Origin of the sequence: Phenylobacterium sp. (assembly GCF_020402505.1) — a bacterium.
Taxonomy (GTDB): domain Bacteria; phylum Pseudomonadota; class Alphaproteobacteria; order Caulobacterales; family Caulobacteraceae; genus Phenylobacterium.
Genome location: NZ_JADBZL010000183.1, coordinates 1 through 12,553, shown reverse-complemented (window position 1 = coordinate 12,553; position 12,553 = coordinate 1). Strand labels below are relative to the sequence as shown.

Here is a 12,553-nt window from a genome sequence, read left to right as displayed (position 1 = left end):
GCTTCGCCCTGGGCTTCGACGTTGACTATGTCCCGGGCTGGGACTGCCACGGCCTGCCCATCGAGTGGAAGATCGAGGAGGAGCTGCGCGCCCAGGGCCGCCGCAAGGACGAGGTCTCCAAGGCCGAGTTCCGCGAGCGCTGCCGCGCCTACGCCGCCCAGTGGATCGAGGTCCAGAAGGCCGGCTTCAAGCGCCTGGGCGTCCTGGGCGACTGGGACAACCGCTACGCCACCATGGACTACGCCTCGGAGGCGGCCATCGTCGCCGAATTCCACAAGTTCGTGGTCTCGGGCCAGCTCTACCGTGGCTCCAAGCCCGTCATGTGGAGCCCGGTGGAGCGCACCGCCCTGGCCGACGCCGAGGTCGAGTACCATGACCACAACAGCCCCACCGTCTGGGTGAAGTTCCCGGTGGTGGAGGGCCCTCAGGCCGCCGACGACGCCAGCGTGGTGATCTGGACCACCACCCCCTGGACCCTGCCGGCCAACCGCGCCATCGCCTTCTCGCCGGAGATCGCCTACGCGGTCTATGAGGTCGAGGCTATGGAGACCGGGCTGGACTTCGAGCCCTGGGCCAAGGCGGGCGACCGCCTGATCGTGGCCGACGCCCGCGCCGCCGACCTGGCCGCCGCCGCGAAGATCGCCCGCTGGCGCCGGGTCGAGGACGTGGACCCCTCAGGCATGGTCTGCCGCCACCCCCTGGCGGCCCTCGACGACCACTACGGCTTCGCCGTACCGATGCTGGACGGCGACCACGTCACCGACGACGCGGGCACGGGCTTCGTCCACACCGCCCCGGGCCACGGGGTCGACGACTACCTCCTGTGGCTGGCCCACGGTCACCGCGAGATCCCCGAGACGGTGGACGCCGACGGCGCCTACCTGCCCCATGTCGCCCTGTTCGGCGGCCTCAAGGTCCTGGAGACCGAAGGCAAGAAGGCCGGCAAGTTCGGTCCCGCCAACGGCGCGGTCATGGAGAAGCTGATCGAGGCCGGCAACCTCCTGGCCCGGGGCCGGCTGGAGCACTCCTATCCTCACTCCTGGCGCTCCAAGGCGCCGGTCATCTTCCGCAACACGCCCCAGTGGTTCATCCGCATGGACGAGGCCGTGGACACGCCGGAGCTGAAGGGCGCCACCCTGCGCGAGACGGCCCTGAAGGCCATCGCCGCCACCGCCTTCTATCCCGAGGCCGGGCGCAACCGCATCCGCTCCATGGTCGAGGGCCGGCCGGACTGGCTGATCAGCCGCCAGCGGGCCTGGGGGGCGCCGCTCGCCATGTTCGTGGACAGGGAGACCTTCCAGCCCCTCGTGGATCCCGAGGTCAACCGGCGCATCGTGGCGGCCATCGCCGAGCGCGGCGCCGACGCCTGGTTCACCGACCCGCCGGAGAGCTTCCTCGGCGGCCATGACCCGGCCCGCTTCGAGAAGGTCGAGGACATCCTCGACGTCTGGTTCGATTCCGGCTCCACCCACGCCTTCACCCTTGAAGGCCGGGAGAACACCCGCTGGCCCGCCGACCTCTACCTCGAGGGCAGCGACCAGCACCGCGGCTGGTTCCAGTCGTCCCTGCTGGAAAGCGCTGGCACCCGGGGCCGGGCGCCCTACGACGCCGTCATGACCCACGGCTTCACCGTCGACGAGAACGGCGAGAAGATGTCGAAGTCTAAGGGCAACACCCTGGAGCCCGACACCGTCATCCGCGAGTCCGGCGCAGAGATCCTTCGCCTCTGGGCGGCCATGGTCGACTACGCCGAGGACCAGAGGATCGGCAAGACCATCCTGGCCACCACCACCGACGCCTACCGCAAGCTGCGCAACACCCTGCGCTACCTGCTGGGCGCCCTGGCGGGCTTCTCGGAGGCCGAGCGGGTCGATCCCGCCGACATGCCGCCCCTGGAGCGCTACATCCTGCACCGCCTGCACGAGCTCGACGGCCAGGTGCGCGAGGCCTATGGCCGCTATTCCTTCCAGGACGTGATCCGGCCCCTGACCGAGTTCTGCCAGACCGACCTGTCGGCCCTCTTCTTCGACATCCGTCGCGACGCCCTCTACTGCGACCGGCCCGACAGCCTGAAGCGCCGGGCCGCCCGTACGGTGATGGACCTGGTCTTCGAGCGGCTGACCATCTGGCTGGCGCCCCTGATCCCCTTCACCATGGAAGAGGCCTGGACCACCCGCTTCCCCGAGGCCGGCTCCAACTGCCTGCGGATCTTCCCCGACACCCCCGCCGCCTGGAGCCATCCGGCCGAGGCCGAGCGCTGGGCGAAGGTCCAGGCCGTGACCCGCGTCGTCATGGGCGCCCTGGAGGCCGAACGGCGGGAAAAGCGCCTGGGCGGACCGCTGGAGGCGGCGCCGGTGATCCATGTCGCCGACGCCGGCCTGCTGGCGGCCTTCGAGGGCCTGGACGCCGCGGAGGTGTTCCGCACCTCCCAGGCGACCCTGGTCGCGGGGGCGGGACCTGAGGGGGCCTTCACCCTCGCCGACGTCCCCGGCGTGGAGGTCGAGCCGGTCAGGGCCGAGGGCCGCAAGTGCGCCCGCTCCTGGCGCATCCTGCCCGAGGTGGGCCAGGACCCGCGCTATCCGGACCTGTCCCTGCGCGACGCCGACGCCGTCGCCGCCTGGGATTCGAGCCGTGTCTGAGGCGGCGCCCGCAGTGACCCCGGCCGGCCGGCTGGCCCTCGGCCTCGCCGCCGCCGTGCTGGCCGTCGACCAGGCGGTCAAGGCGTGGATCCTCTACGGCCTCGACCTGCCCTCGCGGTTCTCCCTGCCGGTCTTCGGGCCGCTGAGGTTCACCATGGTCTGGAACGAGGGGGTCAGCTTCGGCTTCCTCCAGGCCCGGCATGACCTGGTCCGATGGGGGCTGACCCTGTTCGCCCTGGCCGTGGCCCTGGCCCTGGCCGCCTGGGCGCGCCGGGCGGACCGGCGACTGCTAGGAACCGCCCTTGGCCTGATCATCGGCGGCGCCGTGGGCAACGCCATCGACCGGGCCCGGTTCGGCGCGGTGGCGGACTTCATCGATGTCAGCGCCCTCGGGTTCTTCCCCTGGGTGTTCAACGTCGCCGACAGCGCCATCACCATCGGCGTCATACTGATGCTGGCGGACTCCTTCCGCCGCGATGACCGCCCGGCGGGCTGAGGACATGACGGTGGGTGGCGCTTGGCGGACCCACTCAGGCCAGCGGACGCCGTCCGTGTCGGGACGACCCGAACCTGAAGAGTCATCGGAACTCCACCGAACCTTGGTTGAAAACAGGGTGCGCCTGTTCGACGAAGGCGGTCCGTTCAGAGGATGCAGGCCATGACGCCAGTGCGGAACTGGGACGACCTCGACGCCGGAAAATTCGCCGAGGAGGCCGGGGTGATCCGCGCCCTGCTGGCCCGGGCGCCGCTTTCGATCGAAGCTCGCCGGACCCTCGTCGAGAAGGCCGCAAGCCTGGTGGAAGGCGCTCGCGCCTCCGCCCGCAGGCTGGGAATGGTGGAAAGCTTCCTCAAGGAGTTTTCACTGGGCACCCGCGAGGGTCTGGCCCTGATGTGCCTTTCCGAAGCCCTGCTTCGAACCCCCGACGCCGAGACGCGTGACCGGTTGATCGCTGAAAAGATCTCGATGGCGGACTGGGCCAGCCACCTCGGCAAATCGGACAGCCTCTTCGTCAACGCCTCGACCTGGGGGTTGATGCTGACCGGCCGGCTTGTCGACGTCGATGAGGAGGCCCGACGCGATTTCGGCGGCTATTTCAAGCGCCTCACCGCAAAGGCCGGAGAACCGGTCATCCGTCAGGCGGTGGCCGCCGCCGTGCGGATCATGGGCGAGCAGTTCGTCCTGGGGCGGACCATCGACGAGGCGTTGAGCCGGGCCCGGCGCGAAGGGATGCTCTGCTCCTTTGACATGCTGGGCGAAGGCGCCCGCACCGAAGCCGACGCCGAACGCTATGCCCGCCTTTACGGCGAGGCGATCGAGTCGGTTGGCCGGGCCGCCGGTGGCGACGGCCCCGAGAGGGGTCATGGGGTTTCGGTCAAGCTGTCCGCACTCTTTCCCAGATACGAAGCCGCTCAGGAGAACCGTGTGTGGGCAGGACTCTACCCGCGCCTGAAAACCCTGGCCCGGATCGCCGCCCGTCACGACCTCAACTTCGCAATCGACGCAGAGGAGGCCGACCGGCTGGTGCTGTCTCTCAAGCTGATCGAGCGGCTCGCCCACGAGCCCGAACTGGGCGACTGGCGCGGTCTGGGCGTGGTCGTCCAGGCCTATCAGAAGCGCGGCGTTTCGGTGATTGAGGCCCTTGCAGATCTGGCCCGGCGGTCCGGGCGCCGGATCATGGTTCGCCTTGTGAAGGGGGCCTATTGGGATAGCGAGATCAAACGCGCCCAGGTTTCGGGCATGCCCGACTACCCTGTGTTTACGACCAAAGCGGCCACAGACCTGTCCTACCTGGCCTGTGCAAGGGCGCTGATCGAGGCCTCGCCCGACCTCTATCCGCAGTTTGCGACGCACAATGCCCACACCCTCGCCGCCGTGCGCCACATGGCGGAGGAATCGGGTGTCGACATCGAGCACCAGCGTCTGCACGGCATGGGCGAGGCGCTCTATGAGGCGGCGAAAGCGGCCTACGGCGATCTGACCCTTCGCGCCTATGCGCCGGTGGGGGGCCACGAGGACCTCCTCCCCTACCTGGTGCGCCGTCTGCTGGAGAACGGCGCCAACAGCTCCTTCGTGCACGTCCTGCTGGACGAGACGGTTCCCGCCCTGGATGTGGCGCGGGATCCGGTCACGCTCGTCGAGGCCTGCCCCGATCGCCATCCGCGGCTTCCGCTGCCGCGGAACATCTACGGGGCCAACCGCCTCAACCCGATCGGTCGGGACCTCAGCCAGGCCGAGGCGCGGGACCGGTACTCGCGCCACATCGCCGACCAGTTCGGCCGCCGCGCGACAGCCGGCCCCATCATCGCGGGGGTCCTTCGCAAGGACCAGCCGGTGGCGGTCTTCGCGCCCGCGCGCCCTGATCAGCTTATCGGACTCGTCACCTCTTCAGGGCCCGATGACGTGGAACTGGCGATCGCCCAGGCGCGCGCCGCCCAGCCGGCCTGGGATCGCGCGGGCGGCGGCGCGCGGGCGGCGGTGCTGCGGGCTATGGGCGAGAGGCTGGAGGACGAGATGGACCGTCTCCTTCCCCTGCTGGCCCTCGAGGCGGGCAAGACCTTCAACGATGCGGTCGCAGAGGTTCGCGAGGCCGTCGACTTTTGCCGGTACTACGCCATGCGGGCCGAGGAGGAGTTCGGCCCGCCTCAGGACCTCCCCGGACCCGTCGGCGAGACCAACCAGTGGCAGTTGTTCGGCCGGGGCGTCTTCGCCTGCATCAGCCCCTGGAACTTCCCCCTGGCGATCTTCACGGGTCAGATCGCCGCCGCCCTGGCCGCTGGCAACGCCGTGGTGGCGAAGCCAGCGGAGCAGACGCCGCTGATCGCTGCGGCGGCCGTGCGCCTCTTCCACGCGGCGGGCCTCGACCCTCGCCTTCTGGCCCTGCTGCCAGGCCCGGGCGCGACGATCGGCGCATCTCTTGTTTCCAACCCGGGAATCGACGGCGTGGCCTTCACCGGCGGGACGGAGACCGCCTGGTCGATCCACCGCAGCCTCGCCATCGCCGCCGCCCAGAACCGCCGTCCGATCATCCCCTTCATCGCCGAGACCGGCGGCCTGAACGCCATGTTCATCGATACCACGGCGCTTCGGGAGCAGGTCGTCGACGACGTCATCGTCTCGGCCTTCGGGTCGGCGGGACAGCGCTGTTCGGCGCTCCGCATGCTCTTCGTACCCCACGAGAGCGCAGACGATATCATCGCAGGCCTGACGGGAGCCCTCGCCGCGCTGAGGGTCGGCGACCCTGCCGATCCTTCGACCGACGTCGGACCGGTGATCGACGCCCGGGCTCAGGCGGCCCTCGATGCGCATGTTCAGCGACTGCGCCGGGACGCCGTCGTCCTGGCGCGCCATGAGGGCGCGCCTCCGCAGGGATGCTTCTTCGCCCCGACCCTGGCGGAGGTCCCGACGCCGGACTTTCTCGAGCGCGAGGTGTTCGGCCCGATCCTTCACATCTGCCGCTACCGTCCGGATCAGCTGGCCGAGTTCACACGGCGACTTGCGGCGCGGGGGTATGGGCTGACCCTCGGCGTTCACAGCCGGATCGAGGGCTTCGCACGTGAAGTCCAGGCGCGCGTGCCCGCAGGCAACATCTACATCAACCGCTCCATCACCGGGGCCGTCGTCGGCGTGCAGCCCTTCGGCGGGATCGGTCTTTCGGGCACCGGGCCCAAGGCGGGCGGACCGCACGCCCTGCACCGGTTTGCGAATGAGCGCGTCATATCGGTCAACATCATGGCCCAGGGCGGCGATCCGGCCCTGCTCAACCTCTGATCCGGATGACGCCAAACCGAAAGCGGATCCGTTCAGGGCGGTTGGCGCTCGGCGGGCTTTGCGCTATCTGGAGGACGTGGCCGGGGGCGGCCCGAGGAGCCGTGTCTTGATGAAGTTCCAACACATCGCGGTCATCGCCGTCCTGGCCGGAGCGACCGGCCTCGCTGGCTGCCAGTCGACGCGCCAGGCCCTGGGCATGACCAAGGTGACCCCCGATGAGTTCCGGGTGGTCTCCAAGGCGCCCCTGGTGGTGCCGCCCGACTTCGCCCTGCGTCCGCCGGCGCCTGGCCAGCCCCGCCCGCAGGAGCTGCAGCCTGAAAGCGCCGCCCGCAACGCCCTGATCGGCCGGTCCCTGGCCGAGACCCGCTCGGACGGAGAGAAGTTGCTTGTGGCCAAGGCCGGCGGCGACAAGGCTGATCCGCTGATCCGCTTCGTCGTCGACGACGAGAACGGCGATATCGCTCACAAAGAGAAGAGCTTCGCCGACACCGTGATGTTCTGGAAGCCGGGGCAGCCGCGCAGCCCGGCCGCCGCCGCCGCCGAAGCAGACAATGCGCCCGCCCCCATTGATCCCGCCGCCGAGGAGGCCCGGATCAAGTCGCTGATCGGCGACAAGACCGTGGTCATCGCCCGGGAACGCAGTTCGCGGATCAAGATCCCGGGTCTGTAACCTCCGCTACGCAGGCCCGGTCCACCTCCGGTGATCGGGGGGAATGACTGTGCTCAATTGCGCCCCCAAGGGGGAGCTCCCGGCGAAGCCGGGTGAGGGGGGTCAAACCCCGTCGCCGCAGACCCCCTCCGGCCCGCATTCGCGGGTTACGGGGGTTACGGTGACACTGTACGAAACCCCGGTCCTGTGCGACTGAGTGCCGTGACCCGAGGGAGCTCTACCGATAGCCCGGCTGGCGCGCGTCGTTGTCCCAGGCCTGCCGCATAGCAAGTCCCGATGCCTTGAGTGACGATCTATTGCATACAGTGTCACCGTAACTCCCCTTTGCACACGGGGTTGCTTATACCGACGGTTTGGAGGAAGTATTCATGGCCGCTGATCACGACAGCGGCGCGACCCAGCCGCTGTCACCTACGGGCGAGGCGGCTGGGTTAGTCGCCTAGCGGTCAGTTGGGTTGAAATTCCGCCGCACGATGTACTTGATGTACTGGTTGGTCGCCTCGATCACCTCGATGAGCGCGCCCTTGTAGCCGATAGTTTTCGACTCCCGCAGATCGTACTCGACATCGTTGTTGAAGGCCGGGCGGGCCTGGCTGCCGGAGAATTCCCGGTAGCCGACATTGATCTTGTCGCCGACCTTACCGCTATAGATTAGCGTCTGCTGGAAGGCGTCGGCGGTCAGGTTCGGGACTTTCACGCGGCGCAGCGGCACACTGTCCTTGCAGACCTTCGCCCCGAATACGCTGACACCGCAAAGCGTCGTACCGTTCGGCTCCAGCAGGAGCGACTCGAAGGGATCGGTGATCGCGCCGGTTTGGACGGTGCCGCTGCCCGGCAGGCTGCTGGCATTGAAGAACTCGCCCTGCGCACTCTGCCCCCGCTTCACATAGTGGCCGGGTGAGAAGCTGTAGGTGCCGATACTCCCCACTTTGACCGGCTCGCGTAGAGCGATGCCGTCCAGCTCCTCGTACTTGCCTTGCTCCACCATGTTGTCACCGACATAGGCGGTGGTGACGGTATCCAGCGGAGGGGCGCTGATTTCCGTCTGCTCGGCGCGGTAGTTGTAGGTCGGCGTGGCGCAAGCGGCGAGGCTCAGAGTCGAGACGCTAAGCGCGAGCGTGAGCGACAATTTGGACATGCGTTTCTCCCCCGATGATGCGCAGATAGTGCGGTGTCGGTCGCTGCGCGCGCAACCCTTTTGAGCGAACAACGCCGCTACACGACCTGCGCTTAGAACAGCGAGAGCTGCCCCGGTGCGCCGGGGAGGGTGAGCGGGCCGGCGCTTTAACGGGCGCAGGCGGAACACAGACCCGTTGGACCTGGTCAGCGACGTCCAGCCCTCCCTGCCTTAGGGCCATCTCCTTTGCGTCCGAGCAGCGGCCTTCCAGTACTGCTTGGGAGACCATCCCGAGCCACTGGTCACGAGCCGCCTTCTCTTGTGCCGCCCGCTGACGGGCAGCGTCCTGCTCCTGCAACATCTCCAACTGACGGGCCCTGAGCGTGTTACGGTGACACTGTACGAAACCCCAGTCCTGAGCGACTGAGTGCCGTCACCCGAGGGAGCTCCCCTGATGGCCAGACTTGCGCGCGTCGTTGTCCCGGGCCTGCCGCACCAGGTCACTCAGAGAGGCAATCACCGGGAGCCGGTCTTCTTCAATGACGGGGACTACGCTGCCGATCTCGACCTGATCAGCAAGGCCGCCAAGGCCTCGGGCACAGAGATCTGGGCCTGGCGCCTCATGCCTAACCCTGTTCACTTCATCATGACGCCCGGCCACGAGGACGGTTTTCGGGCGACCTTTGCCGAAGCCCATCGCCGATACAGCGCCTGCATCCATGCCAGGCTCAAACTGACCGGCCACCTCTGGCAAGGCAGGTTCAGCTCCACGGCCATGGATGAGCGTCACCTGATCGCGGCCGCCCGCTATCTCGCCTTGAACCCGGTCGCGGCAGGCCTGGTGAAGCGGGCCAGAGACTGGCCCTGGTCCAGCGCCCGGGCTCACCTGACGGGCAAGGATGACGGGGTGGTGGTCACAGCGCCGATCCTTGCCAGGGTTCCGGACTTTGCAGGTCTGCTGAAGGCCGCCGAGGACGAGGCCGCGACACGCGCCTTGCTCAACTTCAGGACCACGGGCCGCCCGGTGGGGGCGGCGGACTGGATCCAGGGGCTGGAAGCTCAGACGGGGCGTAAACTGGCGGCTGGAAGGCGGGGCCCCAAGCCGGGGGCGAAAAGTCCCGATGCCTTGAGTGAGGATCTATTTCATACAGTGTCACCGAAACCCTCCGAGGATGTTTTCGGAGACTAGGGAAGTCGCCTGTCCCTGCGCAACCTCAGTCATGCAGATCAGGATCCCGGGTCCGCAGCGTCCGCTGCATCGGCTTCATCCGCCGCGCGGATGTCGTCGGGCGTCTCCACGGTGAACCCCTCCCGGCGCAGGCGGTCCAGCACCCCGCCTTCCGACAGGAGGGGGCGCAGGGGAACGACCGCAATGTCCGAGCCCGGCGTCGACAGGGCCCTTCGGATGTCACTCGCCAGGTCCGCCTTGACCCGGGCGTCGAAGGCGGCGGCGCCGGGGGCGGCGGCGATGCAGCGCTCCCAGGTCCGCTCGGCGGCCAGGGCGCCGGCCACGTCGCCCCGGGCCCAGGCGCGGGAGGCGGCGCGGATCGCCTCCGGACCGGCCTCCACCTCCGCCAGGACCGCTTCCAGGCAGGCGCGTCCCGCCGGCTCCGGCGTCCGCGTCACCGCGCCCAGCAGGGGGCCGAGGTCGTAGGTCCGCTGGACCACCGCCTTGCCCCTCTGCCGGGCCAGCAGGCGGATGAGCTTGGTGGGGTCGGTGGGGGTCAGATCATGGCGCTCGCGCCAATCCCCGGCCAGGATCAGGGCTGCGGCCAGCGGGCTCTGGGTGGGATAGCGGCCCGGCGGCTGGCCGATGGCGTTGCGGGCGGCGGCGAAGCGGTCGCGCTCGGCCGGCGCCAGTCCCGCTTCGAAGGGCCGCACGGACCGCAGCCTCAGATAGCTGATCGCCGCCCCGGGGCTTCCGGCCAGCCGGACCCTGAGGCCGTTGAAGGGCAGGATGACCTGGCCCGCGCCGGACAGGTAGCGCTCGAAGAGCTGGCGGTCCCATTCCTGCCGCTTGGGGGCCAGGGAAGGCACGCCGAGGACCCAGACCCGGGCCTCGCCCCGGCTGACCCGCCAGAAGGCCGGACCGGGATAGCGGGCGGTGACGACCAGTTCGTCGACCAGAGCGGCGTCGGGGTCCGGAGGCAGGTTCTGGGCCGCCAGGGGGACGGGGCGCCCTAAGGTCAGGGCGACGGTTGCGGCGACACCCAGGGCGACGAGGGGGCGCAGGGCGCCGGGACGCTCCCGCGACGCTCTGCAGACGGTCGGACGACGGTTCCGGAATCGCGCTAACATGGTGCCTTCCGCAGGACCCCTCATGACCATCAGACGCCTGCCCCCCGAAACGGTCAACCGCATCGCCGCCGGTGAGGTGGTCGAACGCCCGGCCAGCGCCGTCAAGGAGCTGGTGGAAAACGCCCTCGACGCCGGCGCCCGGCGCATCGCGGTCCAGGTGGAGGGCGGAGGCCTGTCGCGCATCCTGGTGGAGGACGACGGTTCCGGGCTGACCCCCGACGAGCTCCTGCTGGCGGTGGAGCGCCACGCCACCTCCAAGCTCGCCCCGGACGCCGCCGGCGACTATGACCTCCTCAACATCGCCACCCTGGGCTTCCGGGGCGAGGCCCTGCCGTCCATTGGCTCCGTGGCCCGCCTGACCCTGACGTCCCGGGCGCGGGGCGCGGCGGAGGCCTGGAGCCTGACAGTGGAGGGCGGCGCGGTCGGGCGGCCCGCCCCGGCGGCCTTCCCGGGCCCGCACGGCGCCCGGGTCGAGGTGCGCGACCTCTTCTACGCCACCCCCGCCCGGCTGAAGTTCATGAAGTCGGAACGGGCCGAGAGCCAGGCCATCGCCGAGGAGATGAAGCGCCAGGCCATGGCCCACGAGGCGGTGGCCTTCAGCCTGGAGATCGACGGCCGCGCCGTCCTTCGCCTGCCCGCAGAGACGCCGGGGCCGGAGGGGCGGCTGGCCCGACTGTCGGCCATTCTCGGCCGGGACTTCGCCGACAACGCCCTGGCGGTGGATCATGAGCGGGAGGGGGTGCGGCTGACGGGATACGCCGGCCTGCCGACACTGAACCGGGGGACGGCCTCGCACCAGCACCTGTTCGTCAACGGCCGGCCGGTGCGCGACCGCCTCTTGCAGGGCGCCCTGCGCGGCGCCTACGCCGACTTCCTGGCCCGGGACCGGCATCCGGTGACGGCCCTCTACCTGGAGGTCGACGCCCACGCCGTCGACGTCAACGTCCACCCCGCCAAGGCCGAGGTGCGGTTCCGCGACCCGGCCCTGGTCCGCGGCCTGGTGGTGGGGGGGCTGAGGCACGCCCTGGCCGGCGCCGCCCACCGCAGCGCCACCACCCACTCCGAAGCCGCCCTGTCGGCCCTGCGCCCACAGGGGCTCGGCGGCTTCACGCCGGGGCCCTCGGCAGCGGAATTCTCCGCCTGGCGCATGGGGGGCTGGAACCCGACGGCGGGATCGGGACGCAGCGCCGTCCTGCCCGGACTGGAGGGCCTGTCCGCCCGGGCCGAACCGGCGCCCGGCCTGGCCGATCCGGGAGCGCCGTTCGACTATGCCGAAGTCCCCGTCGAGGCCGAGGCGATCGACCAGCACCTGGGCGCGGCCCGGGCCCAGGTCCACGCTACCTACATCATCGCCCAGACCCGCGACGGCCTGGTGGTGGTGGACCAGCACGCCGCCCACGAGCGCCTGGTCTACGAGCGGATGAAGGCGCAACTGGAGGCCGGCGGGGTCGTTCGCCAGGCCCTGCTGCTGCCCGAGGTGGTGGAGTTGGACCCCGCCGAGGCCGAGCGCGTCGCGGCGAGGGCCGAGGAGCTGGAGGCCCTGGGTCTGGTCGTGGAGTCCTTTGGTCCGGGCGCCGTCCTGGTGCGCGAGATTCCGGCCCTGCTGGGCGAGACCGACGCGGCGGGCCTGGTCCGCGACATCGCCGACGACCTGGCCGAGACGGGGCAGGCCCTTTCCCTGCGCGAACGCCTGCAGGAGGTCTGCTCGACCCTGGCCTGCCACGGCTCGGTCCGGGCCGGCCGGCGCCTGACCGCCGCCGAGATGAACGCCCTCCTGCGCGAAATGGAGGCCACCCCCAATTCCGGCCAGTGCAACCATGGCCGTCCCACCTGGGTGGAGCTGAAACTGTCCGACATCGAGCGCCTGTTCGGGCGCAGGTAGGAGCCACGCCATGAGCCGTCCCCCCTTCCATATCGTCTTCGCCCTCTTCCCGGGGCTGACCCAGCTGGACTTCACAGGCCCGCACCAGTTCCTGACCCGCATCCCCGGCGCGAAGGTCCACGTCGCCAGCCGGGCCGGGGGCGAGATCGAGGCTGAGGGCGGGGTGGTCTTCGCCCGG

General features: G+C 69.8%; 8 protein-coding genes. 6 read left to right on the top strand and 2 right to left on the bottom strand.

Translation table 11 applies throughout. From position 1 onward, the window contains the following. From ileS to IM632_RS12470, 4 genes are all read left to right on the top strand, one after another. A partial coding sequence (gene ileS / locus IM632_RS12485) for an isoleucine--tRNA ligase (RefSeq protein WP_296552412.1) occupies positions 1–2,639 on the top strand: 2,639 nt, incomplete at its 5' end. Continuing rightward, positions 2,632–3,135, top strand: coding sequence for a signal peptidase II (gene lspA, locus IM632_RS12480; protein WP_296482156.1), 504 nt, complete (start codon positions 2,632–2,634; stop codon positions 3,133–3,135). The genes ileS and lspA, both read left to right, overlap by 8 nt. A gap of 162 nt (positions 3,136–3,297) precedes the next feature. After that, on the top strand, positions 3,298–6,408 hold the full coding sequence (gene putA, locus IM632_RS12475; protein ID WP_296518151.1) for a bifunctional proline dehydrogenase/L-glutamate gamma-semialdehyde dehydrogenase PutA: 3,111 nt from the start codon (positions 3,298–3,300) through the stop codon (positions 6,406–6,408). Positions 6,409–6,517: 109 nt separating this feature from the next. After that, complete coding sequence (locus IM632_RS12470) at positions 6,518–7,078, top strand: DUF3035 domain-containing protein (protein ID WP_293515007.1); 561 nt, start codon at positions 6,518–6,520, stop codon at positions 7,076–7,078. A gap of 439 nt (positions 7,079–7,517) precedes the next feature. Here the strand turns inward: IM632_RS12470 and IM632_RS12465 are convergent, their stop codons facing one another. Continuing rightward, entirely contained in the window at positions 7,518–8,216 is a 699-nt protein-coding gene (locus IM632_RS12465; RefSeq protein WP_296482151.1) for a hypothetical protein, read from the bottom strand. 433 nt (positions 8,217–8,649) lie between these two features. Here IM632_RS12465 and IM632_RS12460 point away from each other — a divergent pair, with 433 nt between their 5' ends. Then, positions 8,650–9,384: a transposase gene (locus IM632_RS12460; protein ID WP_296482148.1), complete on the top strand. Its 735-nt coding sequence runs from the start codon at positions 8,650–8,652 to the stop codon at positions 9,382–9,384. Between the two features lie 38 nt (positions 9,385–9,422). Here the strand turns inward: IM632_RS12460 and IM632_RS12455 are convergent, their stop codons facing one another. Then, entirely contained in the window at positions 9,423–10,493 is a 1,071-nt protein-coding gene (locus IM632_RS12455) for a TraB/GumN family protein (RefSeq protein WP_296482144.1), read from the bottom strand. A gap of 22 nt (positions 10,494–10,515) precedes the next feature. Between IM632_RS12455 and mutL the strand changes: the two genes are divergently transcribed. Beyond that, positions 10,516–12,375 (top strand): DNA mismatch repair endonuclease MutL, encoded by a 1,860-nt coding sequence (gene mutL, locus IM632_RS12450; protein WP_296552411.1) that lies wholly within the window; start codon positions 10,516–10,518, stop codon positions 12,373–12,375. Positions 12,376–12,553 lie beyond the last annotated feature (178 nt).

Excerpts from the sequence above, each read along its gene's own strand:
- putA (WP_296518151.1), top strand. The coding sequence starts at position 3,298 with ATGACGCCAGTGCGGAACTGGGACGACCTCGACGCCGGAAAATTCGCC.
- IM632_RS12470 (WP_293515007.1), top strand. The coding sequence starts at position 6,518 with ATGAAGTTCCAACACATCGCGGTCATCGCCGTCCTGGCCGGAGCGACC.
- IM632_RS12465 (WP_296482151.1), bottom strand. The coding sequence starts at position 8,216 with ATGTCCAAATTGTCGCTCACGCTCGCGCTTAGCGTCTCGACTCTGAGC.
- IM632_RS12460 (WP_296482148.1), top strand. The coding sequence starts at position 8,650 with ATGGCCAGACTTGCGCGCGTCGTTGTCCCGGGCCTGCCGCACCAGGTC.
- IM632_RS12455 (WP_296482144.1), bottom strand. The coding sequence starts at position 10,493 with ATGTTAGCGCGATTCCGGAACCGTCGTCCGACCGTCTGCAGAGCGTCG.
- mutL (WP_296552411.1), top strand. The coding sequence starts at position 10,516 with ATGACCATCAGACGCCTGCCCCCCGAAACGGTCAACCGCATCGCCGCC.